Genomic DNA, 23,536 nt, shown 5'->3' on the forward strand with positions numbered 1-23,536 from the left:
CCATAGGGAAGGCTTCATAGAGAGCTTGACTGCCGTGCAAAAATAGTGTTGCGTTTTGGTAAAATGCTAAGACCTGCTCTCTCTCAATACCATAGAGGAACACCACTTCTCTGACTCCGTGTTCGTGATCCAGTTTGATTTTGAGGCTTTCAAGGCTCTCTAGAGTGTTATCGGCGTTTAAGGAACCAATAAAAATTAAGGGAATATTGGCTTGACCCAAATAGTAGGCCCTTAGAACAAATTCTTGACCTTTTTCTTTGTAAAAATTTGACACATTGAGTAGATACGGTGTATTCATGAAATCTTTGAGGGACTTTTTGGAGTGTGATGGAGAGGTGCTAGAACGGAGCAAACTCTCTACAAGGTGTTTGGGGGCGCATATGTCTTTTGCAAAAATCCCATTAGGTAAAATTCCCATGCTTGTACAATAAGGTTTAAGATAGTTGTATGCATGGCTACCTTGGTGCAGAAGAAAAACACGGTTGTAATATCTAAGAGATTTTTGGAGTTTACGACGAAGCCACCACGGGTAAGTGCCTTGAGGCATTAAGCGCAGATGCACTAAAACAAATTTTAGAACATCTTTGACAAAGCGCTTCCACCCAAAACAAATGCTCATAAAAGCGTACTCGCCATGTGTTCTTAAGATTTTTTTCTTAGCCTTGAGTCTAGGGAGTTTGTCGCAAATAAAATCTGTATTCCATGTGAGTAATGAAACATTAACAAGCAGATCACACTCAAATGTTTGTACAAAATCCTGATAGTATTGTGTTTCTCCATACCAACCGCCCCTCCCAGAGGTGATTTGAAATTCAATCACGAAGAGATTGGGGGCAATTTCTATAGCTATTCTGCTCAAACCACCACTAGACACAGAGTGAACAGATCCCTCTCTTATTAATTTTTGGTGATTAAACATGTTGCTCGTGATGACATAAACTCGATAACCAGCTCTTGAGAGAGCTAGAGTTAGGCCATAATCTGCAGTGGCCGTGCCTGTTTGTAGAGGGTAATACTGCTCCGTACAGTAGAGAATAGTCAAATGTACCTCGTTCTTAGAAAGTTTGTAGAGTATAGCATATCATGTGCTGGTCATGTTTTACTACAACATGACCAGCACTGAGAAATATGAGGCGTGAGATGAAGATATAACCGCAAGAAGTATATCGTTCCTATAACCCCTAGTTTGGTTTGGGGGATTGGAGGGAGGGGCTGGTTTCTTGTGTTTGCCATATTGGTTACTAGCTGGTTTGTTGTTAAAAGGATTAATGGTTTTTTAGGCATACTCTTTCAAAAAATACGAGGTATGAGTGTGGTTATTCTTTATTGCACGGAGCAGTATTATCCTTTGCAAACTGGCGTAGCCACCGCGGATTATGGTCTGACGCTAGCTCTCTCAAGAGCTGGCCACCAGGTTTATGTCATCACAAGCAGCTTGTTTAATCAACAACAATTGGCCAGAGGGGGCCCCACTCACTCCGTGTCCAGTGGTGATTTGAATAAAATTGCTATAGAAATAGCCCCCAATCTCTTTGTGATTGAATTTGCGATCAACTTTCAAGGGAATGGATGGGATGGCGAGCTAGAAGATTATCAAAACTTTGTTGTTTCCTTTCCATGCGATCTGCTCGTCAATGTCTCTTTACTCACCTGGAACACAGATTTTATTTACGACAAACTCCCCAAACTCATGGCTAAGAAAAAAATCCTGAGATCACATGGAGAACAGCCTTTCATGAGCATTTGCTTTGGATGGAAGCGTTTTTTCAAAGATGCGCTGAAGTTTATGTTGGTGCACTTGCGCCTAATGCCCCAGGGTACTTATCCATGGTGGCTTCGTTATCGACTTCAAAAGTTTCTTAAGTATTACGATTGCGTCTTCCTCTTGAGCCGGCACAGCCATGGGTATGATTACCTCAAACCTTATTGTACCAGCGTGAATATTTTGCCCAATGGGGTGTTTGAAAAGGATATTCACCCACCCAAGACATTGCTGAAAAGCTGTTTGCACAACACAACAACACAGCAACACAACAAATCATTAGAATGTCTTGTCAGTGAGCCCTATCTGCTCAATGTTTCTAACTACTACAAGGAAAAAGGGCAAGATTTTGTGCTCAAGGCCTACTATCTTAGTCAAGCAAACATTCCTTTAGTGTTTATAGGTTCTTTGAACGCCGATCGCACTTTAGAGAGCCTTCAAAGTCTCAAAACCCAATTAGACCAAGAACATGAATTCAAAGATGTGCGTTTTTTTTATAACTTGGAAAGAAATCAGGTGTTGGATTGTTTTAAAAAAGCCACTCTGTTTGTACATGGGAGTCGAGCTCCCTATGAGTCCTTTGGTTTAGTTATTCTGGAAAGCATGCAGTTTGGCACCCCCTTTGTTTGCACTGATGTGGGTGTCATTAGGGATTTATGCGCAGAATTAGTGGTTAACACGCCCTTGGAAATGGCGCATAAAATCGATGCACTCTTGGGCAATCCTCATTACTATAATCAAATCTCTCAGAAATTGCACGGTAAGATCAAGGAATATACATATGAAAATATTGTCAAAATAATAGAAGCTGTGGTACAAGAGCCCTGAACATGGCGGTGTTATTGCAAAAGATAGTTATAAAGGGCTGCCCGTGATTTTTACGCGCATTGGATTATCATTGAAATAAGAGAGGCTTAGGGTGAGGATTCTGCTGCGTTTACCTAATTGGTTAGGGGATTGCGTGATGGCGACGCCTTTAGTTGAGACCTTAAGGTCTCATTATAGGGATGCTTCATTTATTATGGTAGGTTCTGCAGTTGCTTGTGCGCTTTTTGAGCAAGATGAAAACACGCTGAGCATTCCTGACACGACCAAGCATGCCAAAAGCCGTGCCTGGGCTACCTACCAGCTTGCCAGGCGCATTGGCCCTTGTGATCTAGCCATCACGCTCACCAATCACTTTTATAGCGCGTTGTTGCTCTACTGGACCAGGAGCCCTCTGCGCATTGGGTATGCCCAATTTGGGCGTACATTTCTGCTCACCCATGCCCTCCCAACCCTCTTGCACGCCCATCAAGTGCAGCGCTACTATCACTTACTCTCTGTCTGCTTACCCCATCTTGACACAACTCCACCTCCCCTTAAACTCCATGCCTCCACATCTAAAAAGTCTTGTAAGCGTATCGGTTTGAATCCTGGAGCCGCTTATGGGCGTGCGAAGCGTTGGAAGCCTGAGTACTTTGCCCTGGTGGGGGCATATTTTCTTGAGAAAGGCTACGAGGTCTATCTCTTTGGCACACAAAAGGATTTAGAAGTGGTGGAGGAGATTGTGCGCTCAATCCCTCCAAATCAGCATTTACATAACCTATGCAACCAAACCACCCTGCAACAACTCATTGACACTCTAGCTACCCTTGAACTCTTGATCACCAATGACAGCGGGCCCATGCACATCGCTACAGCCCTGCAAGTCCCCCTAATTGCCCTCTTTGGCCCCACTGACATGCAAGAAACGCATCCATGGCAACATCCACACGCACGCTTAATCTCCAAAAACCTGCCCTGTGCTCCCTGTAAAAAGCGTGTCTGTCCGCTTAAAAGTGGAGGTCCCATAAAACCCCACGCCTGTATGGAAGATATCACCCCTGAAGAGGTCATTGAACAAGCACAGAAACTCCTAGCTGAGTTCCTTTAGAGATACTAGAGCCCCTTTGGCTCTTTTATTCCCTAGACTGGCTGCACGCTTAAAACATTCTAGGGCTTTGGGGATATCTTGTGCCACGCCCTCCCCTTGGTAATAGATCACCCCCATATTATACAAAGCATTGGAATTGCCCTCTTCAGCTGCTTTTTGAAAAAAAATGATGGCCTGTTGGATATTGCGCTCTACCCCCTCGCCCTTGCTATACATGACCCCTACATTGTAACAATCCTTAATGCTTCCCAACTGAGCGGCGCGGTGAAAGTAAGCAAATGCCTTGGGAACATCTTTCTCTACTTCCTTGCCTACATGGTAGAGTGATCCTAGATGATGCAATGCGCTCGCATTGTCCATTTTAGCTGCTTCCTGATAATAAAAGATAGCTTGAAGAATATCTCGCTCAGTTCCCTTGCCATATTCGCACATGATTCCCAAGCTATAGTAGGCCTTGCTATCACCCAATTTAGCGGCCTCTTGAAAATAAGAAAAGGCCAGTGCAGCATCCCTATCCACCCCCACACCCCTGTTATAAATCACTCCCAAATTGTAATTTGCCTTAGCATGTCCGAGTTTAGCAGCTTGCTGGAAATAGTCGAGTGCCTTTTGTTCGTCTTTGGGCATCCCCTGCCCATTAACATAGACCACACCCAAATTGTATAGGGTTTGTGCTTTTTGCTCACTCACCTGGGTATTCATGGCATTTAGATTGGCAAAGGCGTGGGTGTCGCCTAAATCAGCCGCTTCTTTATAGTAGGCAATTGCCGTGTATTTGTCCTGCTCTACACCCTTGCCGGTGCGATAGAGGGTGGCCAAACTGGAGAGCGCATCGACATCTCCCATTTCGCCTGCCTCCTGATAAAGCGCGATGGCCTTATCGATGTCCTTTTCTACTCCCTCTCCTCTCTCATACATGCTGGCTAAGGTGTAGGTGGCCTTGGTAAAACCGGCCTGTGCGGATTCTTTAAAAAGCTTGAGGGATTTCTCGATGTCCTTTTCCACCCCCTCTCCATTTTCATACATGATTGCCAAATTGTAACAAGCCCGTGCATTCCCTAAATCTGCAGCCTTGCGGAAATACTCAAGAGCCTTAGCATAGTCTTTGAAGACACCTTGTCCAGCGTAGTACATGCTCCCCAAACTCACTAAAGCTTTGGTACTCCCGCGTTCCATAGCGTGTTGATAAAACTCGATTGCTTTGGCATAATCTACCCCCACTCCATTCCCAGTGCGATACATCAAGCCCATATAATTGAGCGCATTGACATCTTCCAAGCTTGCCCCGTGCTTGAAGTAATCTAAAGCTTTCTGATAGTCTTTTCTAACTCCTTTGCCTAGGTTATACATCACGCCTAAGTTTACAAACCCCTGACTATCTCCTAAATTTGCGGCTTGATGAAAATAATCTAGGGCCTTCGCATTATCTTGGGGCACCCCCCGTCCATTGGCATGCATCACACCTAAATAAATCAGTGCTCTGGAGCTACCCAACTCGGCGGCATGTTGGTAGCCGGCTAAGGCTTCTTCGTAGTGGCGCGCCTGATAAGCTTGATGAGCCATGACAAGGAATTCATTATAGAGACCGGACTGATCTTCTTCGTCCTTTGACTCTAAATCCTCCTGTAGAGCCTCTTCGAAGAGGTCCTGCGTATGAGTGACTATTCGTTCGTCTTCTTGCATCCACGATCCTTATAGGTTAGCTTTAACTTGCGTGATGATTTTAGCAATGGCTTGTGCACTGATCTGTTGCAATGCCTGGAGTGCTTCAGGGGGAATGTCCAATTCCTTGTCCTTAGATGTGAGGCTCACCTTTTGGCTTTCAAGGGCCATAAAGCTTTGGTTATTCATGTCTGCAGAGAGTACAATCTGTGCGCTGTAAGCCCCCTCGTGCTCAACAATTCCTAGAAAAAGGACATTGAGCTTCAAACTCACATGAGCGCTGTTAGGGGGTACACTCAGGATCACACATTGACGCATCGCTTCTAAGGTTAGCATGTTTTTAAGCATATTGGCAGGTAGGTCTGCAAATTTTTCTTTCACACTGCGTTCAATTTGTCCATTGGCGCGCTTGAGCAAAATATCCTTAGTATTCACAAGGTCTGCACCCAAAACCCCTATTAATGCTAGACTTTTAGGGTTTGCACATACAGAGGGAATTTCTTGCGTGTTGAGATCGTAGTAGCTGATTTCAGGCAGGGTCTGTTTAAGATTGAGATTCAAACAACCACCCAAGAAAGGCACTAGAATCCAACTCCATTTGGTTTTCATTTGTGCTCCCCAAAGAGAGTTTTATAAGGGTTGGCATCGAATTTATCCATGAATAAGGAGCCCTTTTGCACAAATTGATCAATGTTACGCAAGCTCAACTCTGCCTGCATCAATAAAGGTGTCAAGATAGTTTTCAAATCAAACTGCCCCTTTTGGACTTTGTAATCCACATCCAAAATCAATTGATCGCTATGCTGGATCAACTGATTACCTTTAGCCAAGAGAGTATCGCCCTTACTGAAAAGCGTATCTGTCCTATCTAAAGTTTGGCGGGCCTTGACCAGTAATCGATCTAAATCTGCCTTGGTTGTGTCTAAACCTTGTGCCATTTGTTGCACAGAAGCAATGATCTTGCCAAAATTATTGATATTTTCAGGGCTTAGAATGCGATCGATACTTTTAATAATCCCTAACACCTCATTAGAGATATGCCCTGCACTATCGCTAAGCCTTTCTAAAAAACTCTGTTCGTAGTGTAAAATGCGCTCAGAGTCGTTTTTGCTGTAAAACTCCTTAGATTTACCCTGAATTAAGCTCAGGTATTTCAGCCCGACTAAGCTCTGAGATTCCACCTTGAGAGTGGCATCTTTGCTCACGGGCACCTTGCTTTTAATGTCAATGGCAATCTTGACAATTCCCAAGTGTTGGGGGTCAAATCCTACACTTCTAATCGTGCCTATTTGAATTCCTTTGTAGTTGATGGGCGTGTTAGCTCCAATGCCGCCTAAATCCTTGTCTGTGTAGACCACATAACGCAAATAATCTTCTTCTTTAAAGTTGACATGCCCTAACCATAGAATAAAGATAACCATACAAACCATGCATGCTAAAAAAATTCCCCCAATTAATGTGTAATTTACATGTCTTTCCAAAATTTTTCTCCTCGTGTCGAATTGAATAAATTCCCCTCTTCAAGAGGGATCTCCTTAGTTCTTTGCACAAACTCCTCCAAATTCCCATCAAAGCTGATCAAACCATCTTTGAGCATAATAAAACGGTCTACGGCGTTTTTGATTGAATCTAAATCGTGTGTGATCATGACCACGGTAAGTTTCAAGGCTTCCTTGAGTGAAAGAATGAGAGCATCAAATTTATCGGCGGAGTAGGGATCGAGTCCACTCGTGGGTTCGTCTAAGAATAAAATATCTGGGTTGGTCGCCATGGCGCGCGCTAACCCCACGCGCTTTTTCATCCCCCCGCTCAACTCATAGGGGTAGAGATGATAAACTTTCTTGCTCAACCCCACACGATCCAGCCACATCTTAGAAATTTCGATAATATTGCTCTTGGGATAAGCGCTGTGTTCCTCAAGCATAATGCCCACATTCTCTAGCACACTCAAGGAGCTGTAGAGTGCTCCAAATTGAAAGAGCATTCCGATGCGATGAAAGAGTTTGTGACGCTCTGAATCCTTAAGCTTCCAAATATCCATGTCAAAAATACGAATTATGCCTTTGGTGGGCTTGTTGAGCAAGATCATGCTTCTCAATAGCGTACTCTTCCCGCTCCCACTCCCTCCCAGAATCGCTAAGACTTCCCCCTTATAGACTGAGAAACTCACCCCTCTGTGGATAGTATGGTTGCCATAGGCAGTGTAGAGGTCTTTGACTTCGATTAAACGGGGGATATGGTGGATCATGGCAGGCCTACATATCAAGTCTGCTAAAGATAACAGAAAAGAGGGCGTTTAAGAAAATAATCCAAAAGAGTGCATTCACAACACTGATGGTGGTGAAGGTGCCTATAGATTCCGTATCACCCTTCACTTCAAAGCCACGCATACACCCCACTAAAGCGATGGCAAAGCCCCAAAAAGGCGCCTTGATAAGTCCCACAAAGAAATGTGTCAACCCTACATTTTCATGCAGGCGTGCTACATAGTGGCTAAAAGTAACTCCCAACTGGTATTTAATGGCCACCATGGCTCCCAGTAGTGCAAACGCATCGGCAATGAAGACCATCAAGGGCATCACAATCACTAGGGCTAAAACACGGGGCAACACCAACCACGCAAAGGGGTTAAGCCCCATGGTGTGCATGGCATCGAGTTCTTCTGTGATCTTCATTACCCCAATTTGGGCAGTGAAACTAGAGGCACTGCGCCCTGCGACCACAAGGGTTAAAATAAAGGGCCCCATCTCTCTTAAGGCCAGCTTGGCTGTCATTTCAATACTCATCAAGGGGAAGCCTAGCTCCTGGAGTTGAATTGCCCCTTGCAGCGCGATTGCAAAACCTACAACAAAAACGGTGAGAATACTCACAGGGAGGACCTTAAACCCACTCTCATAGATGTGGTGTATCAAGGGCGTGAAACACAAGGTTTTAGGTTTGATGATTGCATGCCCTAGAAAATAGAGCACCATTCCGCAAAAATTAAAGGTATTGAGCATGGTATTGACAAACGCCACTACACTCTTGCCCAATTTGTTTAAAGGATTGCGTTTGGGGCGCAATGCCTGTTCTCTGCGCAAAATGCTTGGATCTTCTCTAACCCAGCTCTCCACCACTTCCAACACACGCCCATTGTAGATATTGGCATTTACAAAGACGGGTTTTCTACGTCCTAGAAGATCGTAGAGTAACATCAAAAAGACAAAATCTAAACTTTCCACTTCTTTAAAGTCAATGGCCTTGATGGGAGGAGCATTTTTGATCACATGCTCTAATTGCTTTAGTGCATCTGCGGGGGTTTTAAAATCCCAATTGCCGCATAAAAAAAGCGTGTCAGATTTCACATAACCTACGGGTGCAATCACAAGGTCCCTTAACGCGAAAATAATCCACATTTAAATCATGGGGTCTGTGTGCTATTATACAATAAAAGCATAATGGGTAGTGGATTTGAGGTGTGTGCGGGTTGTCTTGTTGAGCTGGAGTTTAGAGATCGCTTTGGGTGCACAGGAAAGATGGCTACAAGAACAAGATACTTACGCGCGTCTTTACAATCAGTACCAGCAGCTGAAAATAAAAAATGGGGGGTATTTTGGCATGGGTTTTGGAGTCATCAACATCAAAAAGGACTATAAAAATACTAAATTAGAGAGTTTTCCGGCTATTTTGAGTGTTAAAGGGGGATTGCAAACTTTTTTCAGGAATTATATCGGCTTGCGGGGCTTTTTAGCGCTTGATTTGGCCACCTCCAGGGTTAACTGGCGTTCCAAGTACAATCCTTCCAATTCTTTCTACGGAGTGGTGAGTATAGGACTGGAAATACCCCTAGAAATCAGTCTATCACACTCATATAAACACTTTCTGGGCCTTTATGGGGGAGTGGGGATGGGGGCTGTGCTTTATGCCGATAACGCTAATTTTAGCCTCAAAGATAAACACTTTATCTACACCGCAGGCCTAATCGCCCAGGGAGGCATCACACTCACCCTTTATACCAAACACCGCATTGAACTAGGAGTCAAACTCTTGCCCACAAACAAAACCTTGCTCGCCTCTGAGCGCTTTGAAACCTCTTTAATGTTCAATTGCATGTATCTTTACAAATTCTAAAATAGACCATTGAGTATTTTGCTTTGCACCAATCCCATGTAGAGTGCTGTGCCCCCTATCACACTGAGTGCAAACACGCGAAACATCAGATGCAAGATCACGACAATTCCCGCTGCTAACACCTCATTAAGGCCATAAGGTGAACTAGAAAAGGGCGTATCCTTAAGGCTATAGACAATGAGCATGCCTACCACCCCCAAACTTAACACACGCCCCAAATAGAGTAACATTTTAGGCGCTGGGCGTTTGGCATTAAAAAGTAAAAAGGGAGAAACACGGATCAAGTAGGTTGTCCCCATTGCGATGATCAACGCTCCCCAAACATACAAATCGCTCATTCTAAACGCCTTTTAAACATGATAAAAAGACCTACCATGAGAATTAAAGTGGGCAAGAGAAAATGCACCTTACCAAAGAAGATAAAGCAGCCCAACGCGCTGAAAAATCCGATGAGAGCAGGGGCATGGCGTTTGGTGCTCTTCCATTGCTCAATAAAGATTACCAAAAAGGTCCCCACAACAATGAAAGAGATGCCCTCCACATTGAGGCTAAACCCATCTCCTAAGATCGCTCCTAGTGCTGTACCCGCGACCCAATAAATTTGATTGAGCAGGGCAATGGCGAGCGTAAAATCCTCCTGCGTGCTCTGCTTAGGCTTGGCAAAACTTAAAAGCATGAAAGTTTCGTCCGTAAGCGTGTGGGCTAGGTAGTAAATGCGCCCCCCTGTTTTACTAAAGGGTTCAAGCATAGAGATGGCATAGCAAATCTGACGAGCATTGAGTAAAGCCACCAACAGAAAGATATTGAGTAGGCTTGCGTGCACACTTAAGAGTCCCACCACTAAGAATTGCACCGCCCCCGCATAGATAAAAAGGCTCATAAACATGGCTACCCAAAAGCCATACCCCTCCTGCTGCACCAACACCCCAAAGGTTGCTCCCACCAAAATAAAACCCAATAGCATGGGTATGGTATGGGGGAAGGCTTCTTTAAGTGCGAGTTTCATGATTATTTCTAGAGAGTCGCCATGCTCCTAGCAGAGAGGCGCAGATTAAAATCCCCACTAAGGCAATGCAATGGGGTAAAGTGGTTTGCAGGGGCGCACCTAGTTGGTTGAACATGACCATTGCAGAAATGCCATGGTAGGCAGGCACGATTTGCAAAAGCGCATGTAGAAAGGATGGCAAAAGTTCTAAGGGCCAAATAAAACCCACCATAAATACTAGGGGCAAGGAGGAGAGTAAAATAATTTGAGTCGCTTGCATGGGCTTTCTTAAAAAAGTGCCTAAAACTACTCCGCAGCTTGCCGTAGCCATGAGAAATAGGGATGTAAACCCCAATAAAGCGGAGGGGTTAGCATGGATATGGATACCATAATAGGGGAAGAGCACCCCAGAGTAAAGCAGGGCTAAAAAGATATAGATTACGCTAAAGCAGAGGCAACGCACCCAAACCAAGCTAAGAGCCCCTAAAAAATGGGGAATAAAACGCGCTTGCGCGCAGGTAAGCATGCTCGCTCCAATGAGCAAAGTTTGATGTAAAATAAAGATAAATACATTGGCAATCGCATAGTTGAGGTAACCCACTGAGGGGTTATACAAGGGAATAGTTTGTAAGGAAAGTAAATTATGTTCTTTGGCAATCTGGGCTTCAAAAAGGCTTTTATGGGTTTTGATCGCGTCGCTTAAAGCGTTAAGCACATCTATGCTTGCATTGGCAATCGCACCATAGATTAAGAAATAATTGGCGTTGGCGTAGAGTTCTACATGCACGGGGGTGCTGGTGTAAATAGCGCGCTCAAAAAAAGCGGGCACTAAAATAATCCCAAAGACTTTCTCTTCTTCGAGTAATTTTTTGGCATCTTGTAGGGATTTAGGAAAATGAGCAATGTGAATACCCGGTGCGCTCTCTAACATAGCAATCAAACGCCTTGAGAGAGTGCTCTGATCCATGTCCACCAGTGCCACGCTTTGGCGCGTTACAATATCGTTTTTGTAGGGTAGAGGGTAGAGAAAAGCATAGAAGAGAGGGCCTACAATAATGATAAAGCGCACTCCCGCGTGGGCGAAAATGGTTCTAAATTCTTCTAAAAACGCGTGCATGCTCTTTTCTCTTTCAAAGACCACAGACACAACCCCAAAGGTAAAAATAGAAGAAAGAAGCCCATTTTGAGCAGAGATTGCCATGCCAGCACTAGGCTATCGCTGTAAGTGGATAGGGCAATTAAAACCTTGATAAAATAACTCACGGGCAATAAAGAACCCCAAAATTCTCCTAACACGCCCATATTGCTCACCGGGTAGGTAACTCCCACAAAGGCGAGCGAGGGAGCGGTATAGGCGGCAATGGCTGAAGCACTTTTAATGGGATCGCCCAGCAAGGCATACAGGGCTAAAACCACACTGGAAACACTCAGCACCATGAGCACTACCCCGCCCAAGAGCACCCATAAATGTGCGTAATAGGGCTTTAAAAATCCCAGCATCAGTGCACCCCAGAGACTAAAAATCAGCGTATTCAGCCACAACACGCTGAGAGCTTGTTTAAGACTTTGGGCATGCCCTAGCAGATTGAGCATGCCCAACGCCGCTAAGATTTGCCACATGCAGGGCAAGATCACCCCTAGCAAGAATTGCGCGTAGTTATTAGTTTCGTTATAGAGAGGGTGAATATTGGCATGTAGGGGGAAGGCTAGAGCTTTGGCGGTGTTGAGATCGCCCTGCGTGCCTAAATTGGTGGCAACATCATTCTTTACATTCGAGGTCATGAGGGTTTGGGTGAACGCGCTAGCTATCGCCTTACCCACCAACACAAACTCGGCATTGTAATACAGCACAACGGGGGTTTTAATGCGTAGCTTGATGTGGCGTTCTAAACCTTTAGAGAACACCACAGCCCCATAAATTTTTTTACGATCTAAATCTGCTTTGGCATCGCTCAAAGAGGGGTAAAAATGTTGCAGGTCAAGATAACTGCTTGCATTGAGAGCACTGATAATCTCTTGACTCAAATGGCTGTGATCCAAATCCACGATCCCAATAGGTAGCTTGGTAGGGAGTTCTCTATAAAACACTCCCACCATGATCGCCCATAAGAAAAAGGGTGCGCCCAAGCACAAAATCCATGTAAATTTGTCTTCTCTTAATGTCTGCCACATTAGGGGTTGACCAACACGCTCATGCCCACCCGTAAGCGTGCTATCTCACTTAAAGGGGTTGCTTCAATGCTAAAGGAGCGCATGTCATAACTCTTGCTCGCGCTTGTGCTCTTCCATGTAGCAAAATCCCCCATCACACTTACATAGGTAACTTTGAAGTCCAAAGTCTGATCTAGAGCAGGCACATAACCCTTAAATACAGAGCCTACGCTAAATTTGCTCAAATATTTTTCAGGCACGCTGAGGTTGAGCCACGCGTGTGCGGTGTCGGTTACTAAGACAACGGGAAATCCTTTAGGGCTTAATTCCCCACTATAGAGCAACACATTGCTCACTTCCCCATCAATGGGACTATACGCGTTTTTATCGCGCAAAAATACCTGCACCTCATTAAGTTGTCCTAGAGCAGCCTGTTCCTTTTCTTTGGCGGCAATTTTGCTCTCATGACTAGCCCCCTCGCGCGCAAGCTGGTACTGCTCAAAAGCAGCCTGTTTGTGGTAGTTTGCACTTTGAAATGCGGCATAGGCCTCATCACGTTTTTGCAGGCTTGCTACACCTTTGTCATAGAGTTCCTGCACGCGTCTATAGGTTTCCTCAGCTAAATTACTTTGGGCTTTGGCAGCTTGGTAGACATCGCGCGCACTTTTAATGGTCTGGCTACGGCTTCCCTTTAAGACCTCATCGCGCAGGGCTTGGGCTGCCTTATGGCTTGAGCTGGCTTGTAAAAGTTTAGCCTCGGCTTCGGGGCTGTGGATGCTAAAAACTAGATCGCCCTTTTTAATTTGATCCCCTTTTTTAACTGCCACGCTCTCAATGCGCCCAGCCAGTTTAGAGCTCACGCTGTATTCTCGCGCCTCAATGAACCCCTGCAGGCGTTCGACTCTATGGCTGTAGGCTTGGTAGTAGAGGGTGCCTAGCCACCCTAGAATGCCTAAAATAAACAGAAGAGTAATAAAGAGAGTTAAAGATCGTCTTTGCGAGGTTACCATGCTGATTCCTAATGCGCGTAATCGTAGAAGAGATCGATGTGATCCCCAAGAGCCATCAAGTCCACCAACGCACTCAAGTATTTAAACGCACTCGTTTTTTGTTCGACTAAAATCCCTGAGAGCGAATTGCGCGCATCAATCACTAAAACATTTGTGCCCATGCCCTGATTAAACGCCTCTTCTTGTAACTTAAGGTTCTCTTTAGCCAGCTCAATACTGATATTAAGACTTTGATACTCTCTTAGGTAAGACTGGCATTGTAGATAGGTTTTGTGCACTAAGAGCTCCATGTCCTTTTTGGCTTGACTTTGGAGCGCATTGGTTTGAAGCTCATCGATCTTAGCAGCTTGGTAGTGCATGATGCGCCCTGTGGGGGTTAAAATGGGCAAGCGCGCTCCCACACCCACAAACCATTCGGGGACCATGTCCGTCAGGGTAGAATTATTTTGTTTCATCAGATAGGCCCCAAAGAAATTAAAATGAGGGAGAAATTTAGAAACCTCGAGTTTGACCATTTCATGTGCACTTTTTTGTTTGAGGGCAAGACTTCTAAGCGCTGGATAAGAACTCAAGGTCTCTTGTATAAAAAAATTGAGATGGGGTAAATTCTTGGGACGGATGTTTAGATTAGCCGTGGGGGTGAAATGCACTTTTGTAGCATCTTGTTTAGACAAAATGGTGCTAAATGCTAGTGTAGAAACTTCAAGGGCATCTCTAGCCTGCATGGTTTTGATCTTGCTTTTTTCATAGGCAACGGAGGCACTAAGCACTTCTACACGCGCGATTTGCCCTGCTTGCTGGCGTTTCAGGGCATTTTGATAGTGTTTTAAATGCCCCTGTTCTACATCTTGGAGCACGGCTAGCACTTCCCTATTTAGCACCAAGCCATAGTAAACTTTTACCAACTCTTGGAAAGTGGAAAGCCGCTTGAGGCGCGAAACTTCCACAGATTCTTTATGTGCTAAAGAAGCAAGTTTATTCATGTAGAAACGGGCCCCACCCATGTAAAGGGGATAAACGATACTCAATGCTCCCAAAACGACATTCTCTTTAGAAAAGAGCAGAGGTTGACCCAAAGCTCCCAGCATGCTAGAAGCTCCCTGAGCGAGTGCACCTCCTCCTAGTGCCTGCAAGGGAGGTTGGTTTAAAACATGCTTAAGCCCCCCGACAAATTCCTGGATTTTAGCATGGTTGCCACTACTGATGGGGTTCATTTCGATGGGTTTAGCCAAATGGACATAAAAGGCGCTCAAGTCAATTTGGGGCAAAAAAGAGAGTTTGGCCGCTGTGTTGAGTTTTTTAGCCTTTTGTTCTGCATAGTCCTGCGCTTTAATCCCATCGTAATTAGCCAAGACCATGTTCCATGCTTGTCTAAGAGAAACCCCAGAAGGGCGCATTTCAGAGAGTGTTAACTCCTGAGCCTGTAAACCCCCCATGCAAAGCACGCAAGCCAGGTATGTGATGATCCTCTGTTTCACTTTGCCCACCTTATCAAAGATTCTTCTTCATTAGCTTGAGTTTTTTGATACGCGCCTTGTCCATGTCCAACACCTCAAAGATACAATGTGCATCGCCCACTACATCGCCCACTTCGGGCAAGCGCTCCAGCAAACTAAAAACATACCCCTCCAAGGTTACCTGCTCGTAATCAGGATCGAATTTGATCTTAAGCAACTCTGCCATGTTTTCCAAATCCACCATGCCATCGCACTCAAAAGTATTCTCATCTAGGCGTTTAATGCCCTCTTTACTCAAGTCATGCGCGTCTGAGATATTACCCATGATCTCCTTAATGATGTCGTCCATTGTGAGTAGGCCGGAAGTACCTCCATATTCATCTACCACCAAGGCGGTGTAGACCCGTTTATTATTCATTTTAAGTAAGATTTGAGAAATAGACGCGCTCTCAGGCACGATGAGCATCTCTTTGAGCAAATGCCTAAAATTTTGCACATCTTCCGAATCGAGTAGAGAAGCCGAAAGCACATCCTTAATGTGGACAAGACCCAAAATATTGTCCTTATTGCCCTCACAGCACGGGTAGCGCGTAAAAGGGTTTTTGAGCATGATTTGAATATTGTCCTTATAAGAGCACTTCAAGTCAATGCACACCATGTCTTTTCTAGGAGTCATGACTTCTTTGGCGCTCGTGTCAGAAAAGTCCACGGCATTTTTGATAATTTCTTCTTCGACAAAATCAATCACCCCCCCCTTCAGGCTTTCTCCTACGATGATCTTCAACTCTTCTTCAGAATGCGTACTATCGTGCTGGGGTTCGATCCCAAAGAGTTTGAGCACAATCTTGGCTAAGAAGTCAAAGAGATTTACAATGGGGTAGGAGATAAGCCAAAAGGCGTGCAGGGGGCGTGCGATCCAAAGCACCACACTCTCCGAGCGCACGATGGCGATAGATTTAGGCACGATTTCTCCCAAGATCACATGCAAAAGAGTGATGAAACTAAAGGCGATTGCCACACTCAGACTATGCACCACGATGTATAGGCTCTCAAAATGTACCCATTTTTGCAAAAATAGCGTGATAAAGTGCGCGATAGCAGGCTCTCCTAACCAGCCAAGACCTAAGGAAGAGAGTGTGACTCCCAATTGGGTTGCGCTCAAATAGGTGTTCAAAGAAGCGTTGATTTTGAGAGCCAAGACAGCATTCTGGTTATTATGCAAACTCAGCTCTTCAAGCTTGGAGCGGCGCACCTTGACAATGGCAAATTCCGAGAGCACAAAAAACGCATTGAGTAACACCAACAACAACGCTAGCGTGAACATTAAAAGCGGTTCGTAAAGCCCCAAGGGCTCTCCTTAGAGATGGAAAACTCGAGTGAGTGTGCGACTAACACCCATTTTAAAGCCGTTCTACAATATTAAAGAGATCAATTAGATAATAGCCCAATGCCCCCAAGAGGGCAGAAATAGGCACAGTTACTAGCCACGCCGTGATAATTTTCTTGATGACAGAGCGTTGGACCAACTCACTTTTATAAGCTTTTTTCAATGTCTTGCGTTCCTTCTTGCTTAATCCAATGGAATACTCTAGCGTGTTATTATCCTTTTTGAGGGCTTTTAGATAGGCTAACATTTCTTTTTTCTGCTTAGGGTTGGCCTTCTCGAACCGCTCTAAGAAATTCTTAATTACGCTAGCATCCTCCCCGACATGCGCATCTAAAATCATTTGACGGGTTTGCAAAGTGCGTCTTTGCAAGAATTCGCGTAAAAAACCCACTCCAAAAACCGCTCCGATGGTAATATGTGTCGAGCTCACAGGCAAGCCCAATTTAGAGGCAAAGAGCACGGTGATTACAGTTGCCATCGCAATACAAAAAGCCTGCATCTTGTCCAACTCGGTGATCTCACTCCCCACGGTTTTGATGAGTTTGGGGCCGTATAAACTCAACCCAAGCGCAATCCCCATGCCTCCCACAAACATAATCCATGTGGGGGCATAAGCTTTAGTGGGAATGGTATGGTTGCCCCATTCTTGCAGACTTTGCACGATGGCTGCCAGAGGCCCCACAGCATTGGCAACATCATTAGCTCCATGGGCAAAACTCAACAAGGCCGCCCCAAAGATCAGAGGATAGGTGAAGAGGGTGTGCACACTTTCACGGGTATTCTCCAAATGAGGAAGCCTATTATGCACATAAGTCTTAAAGAGTTTCCAAGTGAATAACCCTAGCACGCCACTCAAGGCGACTTCTTGCCACGCAAGCAAGGACATGTGCTTATTCAAAACCTTGGCAAGCATGTACCAACAAAACGCCGCACCCATCAGCGCAACCAGCACAGGCATGGCATACAGAGCCGCTTGCTTCTTATCCTCTTTATCGCTCAATACATGTTTGATAACAGCTAGCAAGCCCATCGCGATGCCTCCTCCCATCAGGGGAGAAATGACCCAGCTAGCCACAATACCCCCCAAAAAACGCCATTCCACAACCTTCATACCCCCAGCCATCAAGCCTGCCCCCAGCACTCCACCTACAATGGAATGCGTGGTAGAAACAGGCGCACCAATCGCTGTAGCTAAGTGCAACCACAGTGCCCCAGAAAGTAGAGCTGAGAGCATCATGCCAACAAATACGACGCTATCCTGGATATGAGCAGGGTTGATGATCTTGCCCTTGATGCTTTGCACCACATCTGCGCCCGCTAGCACTGCGCCTAGAACCTCGCAGATAGCCGCCAACAAGATGGCCATACCCAAAGTGATTGCTTGGGAACCCACCAAAGGCCCCACATTATTGGCGACATCGTTGGCTCCGATATTCATCGCCATGTACCCTCCCACCACAGTGGCCAACGCAAGTAAGGGGAGATGAATCTTGGCATGCCCTAGAACAAGAGCCATCCCTGCAATACAAACGACAAATACGACCGCCAAGGTGATCTTGACATTGTCTCTCTGGAGGTCTCTAAAGGCTTTTTTAAACGGCGAAGCGTCTTTGGCTTTCATTGTGGGCAACTTTAGTATAAAATAGTCTAATAACTGCTTAAAAAGGGCGACCATGCTTGTGTGTGCAGGCAAGAGTGAAAGTTTACTAGGGGTTAGGAGCATTGGAGTGGGACTTGTGCAAAGCGCCATCTCTCTCACTAGATTGTGTCTACTCGAAAGACCTGCAGAACTAATCTTCATAGGCAGCGCAGGGGCGTATTCTAAAGAAACCCCTCTCCTGAGTTTTTTTAAGAGCCAGGAGGCCTACCAAATTGAGCAGAGTTTTGCACAAGGTCGTAGCTATACACCCCTGGATAATTGCCTAGAGGTGCAGAGTGCGCTTTTTGAATCGATAATTTTACCCAACGCTAAAGTCAACTCCAGTAATTACATCCATACAGATTGCGCCTTTGCACAACAGATGCAAAACGCGGGCATTTTACTGGAGAATATGGAATTTTTCAGTGTCCTCAGTGTAGGACAGGCATTTCAAATCCCTAGTATGGGGGTGTTTTGTGTCAGTAATTATGTGGGACCCCATGCGCATCAAGAATTTGCAGACCACCATGCACAGGTCAAAACACAACTAAATGCATGGAGCCAGACATTTGTGGAGAATAATTTAAAATAAATTTGACTATAATGCGAGCATGGAGATATAAAGTTCTCCAAATACAAAGTAAGGAGAGTGCTATGAACAACAACAATAATAGCTGTGACACCAATAACAGCAGCTATAGCGGTGGCTGTGGCTGTGGTAGCAGCAACAATAGTCAGAATCAAAACAGCCAAAATAGCCAGAACAGCAACAATAGCCAAAATAGTAACAACCAAGACTAAGGGTTGTTGTCCCCCACGCGCGTGGGGGATGGTTTTTATCCCAGCTTAATTAAAGTTTCTTTGTGTTAGGATTTCGCCGTCAATCCCAACTTGCGAAAGGGTTTTCATGGTGTCTTTTGTCGTGGCACAGAGAGCTAGGCGTTTTTCTTTGCACCTTAGCGATCTGATGTGCATGGGTGACCTTTTCTTTTACACCCATTTCACGCACAAAGGATATACATGCAGGAGTTTAAACAGGATACTTACAACCCCCAACCTAGCGCGCTAGGTCTTGTTCCCTTTTTAGTTTTTATCGTTGTCTATTTGGGCGCGGGTATTTATTTAGAGTTGACCGGGACTAAAATGGGCTTTTACCAGCTCCCAGGGCCTGTTGCCGCGAGTGTAGGAGTCGCCACAGCTTTTTTGCTCTTCAAGAGTGATCTCAATCAGAAATTTGATGACTTTTTAGCCGGCTGTGGAGATAAGAACATCATGACCATGTGCGTGATCTACCTGTTAGCTGGGGCGTTTGCCGTGGTGAGCAAGGCGATGGGCGGGGTGGATTCCACGGTCAATCTAGGACTTACCTATATTCCCGTAGAGTATTTAGCAGCTGGTTTGTTTGTGATCGCCTCTTTTATTTCCACAGCCATAGGCACCAGTGTGGGTGCCATTGTTGCTCTTGGACCCATTGCTGTAGGTTTGGCTGAACAGAGCGGGCTCTCTATGGCATTAGCCCTAGCAGCCGTGATGGGAGGGGCGATGTTTGGGGATAATCTTTCCATCATCTCAGACACGACGATTGCAAGTACGCGCACCCAGAGCGTGGAGATGCAGGATAAATTCAAAATCAATCTCTACATCGCTCTGCCAGCAAGTTTACTGACCATTGTTTTACTCTTGATCTATGGACGGCCAGAGAATGTAGCGCAGCTGGGTACCCATGATTTTCAGTTTGTCAAGACCCTACCCTATGTTTGTGTTTTAGTATTAGCTCTTCTAGGTCTTAATGTCTTTCTAGTGCTCTTTGTAGGGATTTTGCTCTCTGGAACAATCGGGCTTTACTATGGCAATTTCACACTCTTGAGCTTTGGCAAGGAAATTTACAATGGTTTTTCTGGCATGCAAGAGATTTTCCTCCTCTCCATGCTAACAGGCGGAATTGCTTTCATGGTTACTAGAGAGGGTGGGGTAGCATGGGTGATTTCCAAGATCGAAAAATTGATCGTAGGTCCTAAAAGCGCGAAAGTGGGCATTGCGGGTCTAGTCAGTGTGGTAGATTTAGCGGTGGCTAATAACACGGTGGCGATTGTGATTGTAGGAGAGATCGCTAAAAAAATTAGCATAAAATTTGGCGTGGATCGGCGCGAGGGGGCGGTGATTTTAGATATTTTCTCTTGCATTTTTCAGGGCCTAATTCCTTATGGTGCGCAGATGCTCATTTTGCTAGGTTTTGCCAAAGGTAGCGTGGATTTCTTGGCTGTGCTACCTTTGTTATGGTATCAGGGTTTGTTGGGAGTCTTCACTCTGCTCTATATCTTTTCAGGGACTTATAGCACATGGGTACTAAGGAGTTTAAAGCCCAAAGCCAAAAGCGTTCAGGCGTAGTTAGGGTTTTTATGCTATACTGGCGGGCTAAATTACTTAAAGGTTATCAGGATGAAGAGAAAGGCGTGTGTGGGTGGCGGTGCTGAGAGTTTGAGAATCGTCCCCCTATGTGCATCTATAGGGTTAGCCCTTGCAGTGGCGGGTTGTGGGATGTTCAAACGAGCGGGCACGACTCAGCTCATCCCCCCCTCCGCTACAGGGTTGCAGGCTCCCATCTATCCTCCAACTACCTTTAACAGCACCAGCAAGCCGCCCATGCCCGCTTTCCCTAAGTCTCAGCCTCAGATTGAGACGCGCTTTGATAATTCTTCTCAGGGGAACCTCTCTAGTGGAGGGGGGACACCGGCCATGGTGCCCAATACCCCTATTCTCACTCCTACCAATGTGATCGAACTGAGTGCAGTGGGTATGGGAGTGGCTCCAGAGTCTACAATTTCTCCTTCTCAGGCTTTGGCTCTAGCTAAGCGCGCGGCAATCGTGGACGGTTACCGCCAATTAGGCGAAAAAATGTATGGGATTAGAGTGAATGCCACCGATACGGTGAAAGATATGATCTTGCAAAATTCCGTGATTAAAACCAAGGTCAATGCCTTGATTCGCAATGCGGAGATTACCGAGACCATCTATAAAGATGGGCTATGTCAAGTGAGCATGGAGCTCAAGTTAGATGGGCGCATTTGGTACAGTGTCTTCAACCAGGCAAGAGGATAGCCTTGTTGCGTGATCGCTTTGCTAGTTAAGTGGCAGCGCACCCTGCAGATTTTGGGGGTGCTTTTTCTAGGTTTTTTTTTAGTTTCTTGTGGACACAAAAAGCCAAAAACTCCCAAGCCTAAGAGTACTCACAAGAAATTGTTTATCGCCAAGAGCGCGGCGCAACGCAAACAAGAGGCGGAGACCGCGCGTAAAAAAGCTTTGGAACAATTTAAACTTATCTACATCTATACACCCGTGTTGCGTTTTTACGATTATGGGACGATTGAGCACACTAAAGAGGGCGATCTGCGGATTGTGCTCTACCAGCTGAGCAAGAAGGCAGGGGAGATTTTGATTAAGAAAAATTACCTCTGCTTTTCTGGCATTTGTTCGGCGAAGTGGAGTGCGGCTAGGGATCTCTTCGGGAAAGTGAGTTATGGTGACCTCTTTGATGATATTGTGCTGGGGCGCGATATTTTCCAGGGTGTTGGCAAACGCATTGAACCCGGTGGTGCTGTTATCCAGCGTTTTATGCAAAATGGTGAACTGATCTTCTATGAGCGTAAACCCGATAAAATCCTCTTCCAAAACATGAGCACGGGCACGGCAATTGTGATTCAACAATACCATCCTTAAGTGAGGCTCGTGTGCATTTGTGGTGGCGATCACTGGTAGTTTTGGCACCTGTGCTGGCACAGGCCAATGGTTTTAAGATTTCTGAGCAAAGCTTGAACGGCACTGCGCTCAATTCTGCTTATATTGCTGGAGCACGGGGCGCGGATGCAGCCTATTATAACCCCGCTAACATGGGTTTTGACAATGATTGGGGCGAGAATGAGAGCGAGTTTGAAGTGACCAGCACCGTGATCAATATCCCTGCTTTTAAGTTCATGGTTCCTAGCACCAACCAAGGCCTATATTCCACGACCAGTTTAGTGATGGGTGGTCAGCGCAATAATGCAGCCATCATCAATATTTTAGGCCTAGGAGGGGTCGCCACCTCTGCAGCCCAGAAACTCATTGATGGAGGCATTCCCGCTCTCAAAGAGCTGATCAATAGTCTGGAAGGACTGACTAGCAAAAAGGTGACGACAGTGGCCTCCATGCCTAGCGCACAGGTGGTGAGTGGTTGGACGGGCACGACTAATTTCGTACTACCTAAATTCTTTTACAAGACACGCAACCATAATGGCTTCACCTTCGGGGGGAGTTTTACCGCTCCCTCTGGCTTGGGAATGAAGTGGAATGGGCAGGGGGGAGAGTTTTTACAAAATGTCTTTATCATGATGGTCGAGCTTGCCCCTAGTGTGAGTTATACCATTGGCGATCGCTTTTCTGTAGGAGTGAGTGGGCGTGGGCTCTATGCGACAGGCAAATTTAATAACACCGTCTATGTGCCCCTGCATGGCGCATCTACGCTCAAAGGCAGCCAGATTGTAGGCTTGCCCAATAATGTTTTTAGCCAGCAAGTGCCCAGTTCCATGCGCGACCAATTGGCCAGCATCGGTTATCGTCCTGCTGAACAATGCACCGCTACTATGGATCAAAATAGCCCAGTGTGCGAAACCTACTACAACGGCCTCAAACAGATTATGCGCTATAGCGGATTAGAAAAAGCAGTTTCAGACCTCTATGGCACTTCCCAAGTCGTTCAAGAAAGTAATGGAAGTTCGTGGGGAGGGGGGTATAAGATCGGGGCGAGCATGCGCGTGTTTGAGAGTGGCATGTTTTCTGTCGTCTATAACAGCAGTGTGACCTTTAATATGCGGGGGGGATTAACTGCGCTCACTAAGCTAGGACCAAGTCTAGGGAATGTGCTCACTAGGGGACACTTAAATATCAATGTTTCTCTACCCCAGGTGATCAACATCGCTTACGCGCATGAGTTTTTCAAGCACCGCCTGCGGGTGGAGGGTGTGTATGAGCGCACTTTTTGGTCCCAGGGGAATAAGTTTTTAGTAACCCCTGACTTTGCCAACGCATCTTATCAAGGTATTGGGGGCACGGTGCAGTTTTTGAGCGCGTCTACGCTTAAAGAAATGGTGGGTTTGGCAGATTTTAGCGGAGTGATGAACATGGGCAATGGGTGGCGCGATACCAATACCTTTAGGATTGGCACAACCTACATGGGTAGAAGTTTGCGCCTAATGGGCGCATTGAGCTTCGATCAAGCTCCCAGCCCCCAAGATGCCATTGGAATCCCCGATTCCAATGGCTACTCTATTGCTTTTGGAGCCAAATACAATTTTAGGGGTTTTGACATTGGTTGGGGAGGCACATTCACCTTTAAAAGCAATCGTGATAGCTACTACCAATCCAAAAATATTGGGCAATTGCGTATTTTTTCAGCCTCATTAGGGTATCGATGGTAGAATTG

General features: G+C 45.6%; 22 protein-coding genes. 8 read left to right on the forward strand and 14 right to left on the reverse strand.

What is annotated here, in order from left to right:
* Positions 1-1,042, reverse strand: a 1,042-nt coding sequence (locus C6H04_RS08120; RefSeq protein WP_233711844.1) for a glycosyltransferase, incomplete at its 3' end; no start/stop codon positions are given.
* 270 nt (positions 1,043-1,312) lie between these two features.
* Between C6H04_RS08120 and C6H04_RS03685 the strand changes: the two genes are divergently transcribed.
* Together C6H04_RS03685 and waaF are read left to right on the forward strand one after the other, a co-directional pair.
* Positions 1,313-2,590 carry a glycosyltransferase family 4 protein gene (locus C6H04_RS03685; RefSeq protein ID WP_233711845.1) on the forward strand — a complete coding sequence of 426 codons (1,278 nt, stop codon included), beginning with the start codon at positions 1,313-1,315 and terminating at the stop codon, positions 2,588-2,590.
* 91 nt (positions 2,591-2,681) lie between these two features.
* On the forward strand, positions 2,682-3,677 hold the full coding sequence (gene waaF / locus C6H04_RS03690) for a lipopolysaccharide heptosyltransferase II (protein ID WP_104732360.1): 996 nt from the start codon (positions 2,682-2,684) through the stop codon (positions 3,675-3,677).
* Here waaF and C6H04_RS03695 read toward each other — a convergent pair.
* The 5 genes from C6H04_RS03695 to C6H04_RS03715 are packed head-to-tail and all read right to left on the reverse strand — an operon-like array spanning position 3,660 to position 8,704.
* On the reverse strand, positions 3,660-5,360 hold the full coding sequence (locus C6H04_RS03695; protein WP_104732361.1) for a tetratricopeptide repeat protein: 1,701 nt from the start codon (positions 5,358-5,360) through the stop codon (positions 3,660-3,662). The two genes, waaF and C6H04_RS03695, sit on opposite strands and share 18 nt — an antisense overlap.
* A 9-nt stretch (positions 5,361-5,369) precedes the next feature.
* Positions 5,370-5,948, reverse strand: coding sequence for a hypothetical protein (locus tag C6H04_RS03700; protein WP_104694995.1), 579 nt, complete (start codon positions 5,946-5,948; stop codon positions 5,370-5,372).
* Positions 5,945-6,820, reverse strand: a complete 876-nt coding sequence (locus C6H04_RS03705) for an MlaD family protein (RefSeq protein ID WP_104732362.1) — start codon at positions 6,818-6,820, stop codon at positions 5,945-5,947. The genes C6H04_RS03700 and C6H04_RS03705 overlap by 4 nt, the downstream gene beginning before the upstream one ends.
* Positions 6,805-7,587 (reverse strand): ABC transporter ATP-binding protein, encoded by a 783-nt coding sequence (locus C6H04_RS03710; RefSeq protein ID WP_104694997.1) that lies wholly within the window; start codon positions 7,585-7,587, stop codon positions 6,805-6,807. Before C6H04_RS03710 ends, C6H04_RS03705 begins: the two co-directional genes overlap by 16 nt.
* 7 nt (positions 7,588-7,594) lie before the next feature.
* On the reverse strand, positions 7,595-8,704 hold the full coding sequence (locus C6H04_RS03715) for an MlaE family lipid ABC transporter permease subunit (protein ID WP_233709788.1): 1,110 nt from the start codon (positions 8,702-8,704) through the stop codon (positions 7,595-7,597).
* A gap of 79 nt (positions 8,705-8,783) precedes the next feature.
* Between C6H04_RS03715 and C6H04_RS03720 the strand changes: the two genes are divergently transcribed.
* A complete protein-coding gene (locus C6H04_RS03720; RefSeq protein ID WP_233711846.1) occupies positions 8,784-9,449 on the forward strand; it encodes an outer membrane beta-barrel protein in 666 nt (221 codons plus the stop codon).
* Here C6H04_RS03720 and C6H04_RS03725 read toward each other — a convergent pair.
* From C6H04_RS03725 to C6H04_RS03760, 8 genes are all read right to left on the reverse strand, one after another.
* Positions 9,446-9,787, reverse strand: a complete 342-nt coding sequence (locus C6H04_RS03725) for a branched-chain amino acid transporter permease (RefSeq protein ID WP_104732363.1) — start codon at positions 9,785-9,787, stop codon at positions 9,446-9,448. The two genes, C6H04_RS03720 and C6H04_RS03725, sit on opposite strands and share 4 nt — an antisense overlap.
* Entirely contained in the window at positions 9,784-10,455 is a 672-nt protein-coding gene (locus C6H04_RS03730; protein WP_199767077.1) for an AzlC family ABC transporter permease, read from the reverse strand. The genes C6H04_RS03725 and C6H04_RS03730 overlap by 4 nt, the downstream gene beginning before the upstream one ends.
* A complete protein-coding gene (locus tag C6H04_RS03735; protein ID WP_104732365.1) occupies positions 10,439-11,551 on the reverse strand; it encodes an ABC transporter permease in 1,113 nt (370 codons plus the stop codon). The genes C6H04_RS03730 and C6H04_RS03735 overlap by 17 nt, the downstream gene beginning before the upstream one ends.
* A complete protein-coding gene (locus C6H04_RS03740) occupies positions 11,536-12,606 on the reverse strand; it encodes an ABC transporter permease (RefSeq protein ID WP_104732366.1) in 1,071 nt (356 codons plus the stop codon). Before C6H04_RS03740 ends, C6H04_RS03735 begins: the two co-directional genes overlap by 16 nt.
* Positions 12,606-13,595, reverse strand: a complete 990-nt coding sequence (locus C6H04_RS03745) for an HlyD family secretion protein (protein WP_104732367.1) — start codon at positions 13,593-13,595, stop codon at positions 12,606-12,608. The genes C6H04_RS03740 and C6H04_RS03745 overlap by 1 nt, the downstream gene beginning before the upstream one ends.
* A gap of 8 nt (positions 13,596-13,603) precedes the next feature.
* On the reverse strand, positions 13,604-15,031 hold the full coding sequence (locus C6H04_RS03750) for a TolC family protein (protein ID WP_104695085.1): 1,428 nt from the start codon (positions 15,029-15,031) through the stop codon (positions 13,604-13,606).
* Positions 15,032-15,086: 55 nt separating this feature from the next.
* On the reverse strand, positions 15,087-16,376 hold the full coding sequence (locus C6H04_RS03755) for a hemolysin family protein (protein ID WP_104732368.1): 1,290 nt from the start codon (positions 16,374-16,376) through the stop codon (positions 15,087-15,089).
* A 76-nt stretch (positions 16,377-16,452) separates the two neighbouring features.
* Positions 16,453-18,060, reverse strand: a complete 1,608-nt coding sequence (locus C6H04_RS03760) for an inorganic phosphate transporter (protein ID WP_104695005.1) — start codon at positions 18,058-18,060, stop codon at positions 16,453-16,455.
* Between the two features lie 52 nt (positions 18,061-18,112).
* Here C6H04_RS03760 and C6H04_RS03765 point away from each other — a divergent pair, with 52 nt between their 5' ends.
* The 5 genes from C6H04_RS03765 (at position 18,113) to C6H04_RS03785 (ending at position 23,531) form a co-directional block, all read left to right on the forward strand.
* Positions 18,113-18,670, forward strand: a complete 558-nt coding sequence (locus C6H04_RS03765; protein ID WP_104732369.1) for a nucleoside phosphorylase-I family protein — start codon at positions 18,113-18,115, stop codon at positions 18,668-18,670.
* 428 nt (positions 18,671-19,098) lie between these two features.
* Positions 19,099-20,466: a Na+/H+ antiporter NhaC family protein gene (locus C6H04_RS03770; RefSeq protein WP_104732370.1), complete on the forward strand. Its 1,368-nt coding sequence runs from the start codon at positions 19,099-19,101 to the stop codon at positions 20,464-20,466.
* Between the two features lie 51 nt (positions 20,467-20,517).
* Positions 20,518-21,177, forward strand: a complete 660-nt coding sequence (locus C6H04_RS03775; protein ID WP_104732371.1) for an LPP20 family lipoprotein — start codon at positions 20,518-20,520, stop codon at positions 21,175-21,177.
* A gap of 42 nt (positions 21,178-21,219) precedes the next feature.
* Positions 21,220-21,795 (forward strand): HP0838 family lipoprotein, encoded by a 576-nt coding sequence (locus tag C6H04_RS03780; protein ID WP_411709976.1) that lies wholly within the window; start codon positions 21,220-21,222, stop codon positions 21,793-21,795.
* Positions 21,796-21,806: 11 nt separating this feature from the next.
* The gene (locus C6H04_RS03785; RefSeq protein ID WP_233710890.1) at positions 21,807-23,531 is read left to right on the forward strand and encodes an OmpP1/FadL family transporter; all 1,725 of its coding nucleotides are present in this window, start codon (positions 21,807-21,809) and stop codon (positions 23,529-23,531) included.
* Positions 23,532-23,536: the final 5 nt, after the last annotated feature.

The sequence above is a fragment of the Helicobacter salomonis genome (genome assembly GCF_900197775.1).
Taxonomy (GTDB): Bacteria; Campylobacterota; Campylobacteria; order Campylobacterales; family Helicobacteraceae; genus Helicobacter; species Helicobacter salomonis.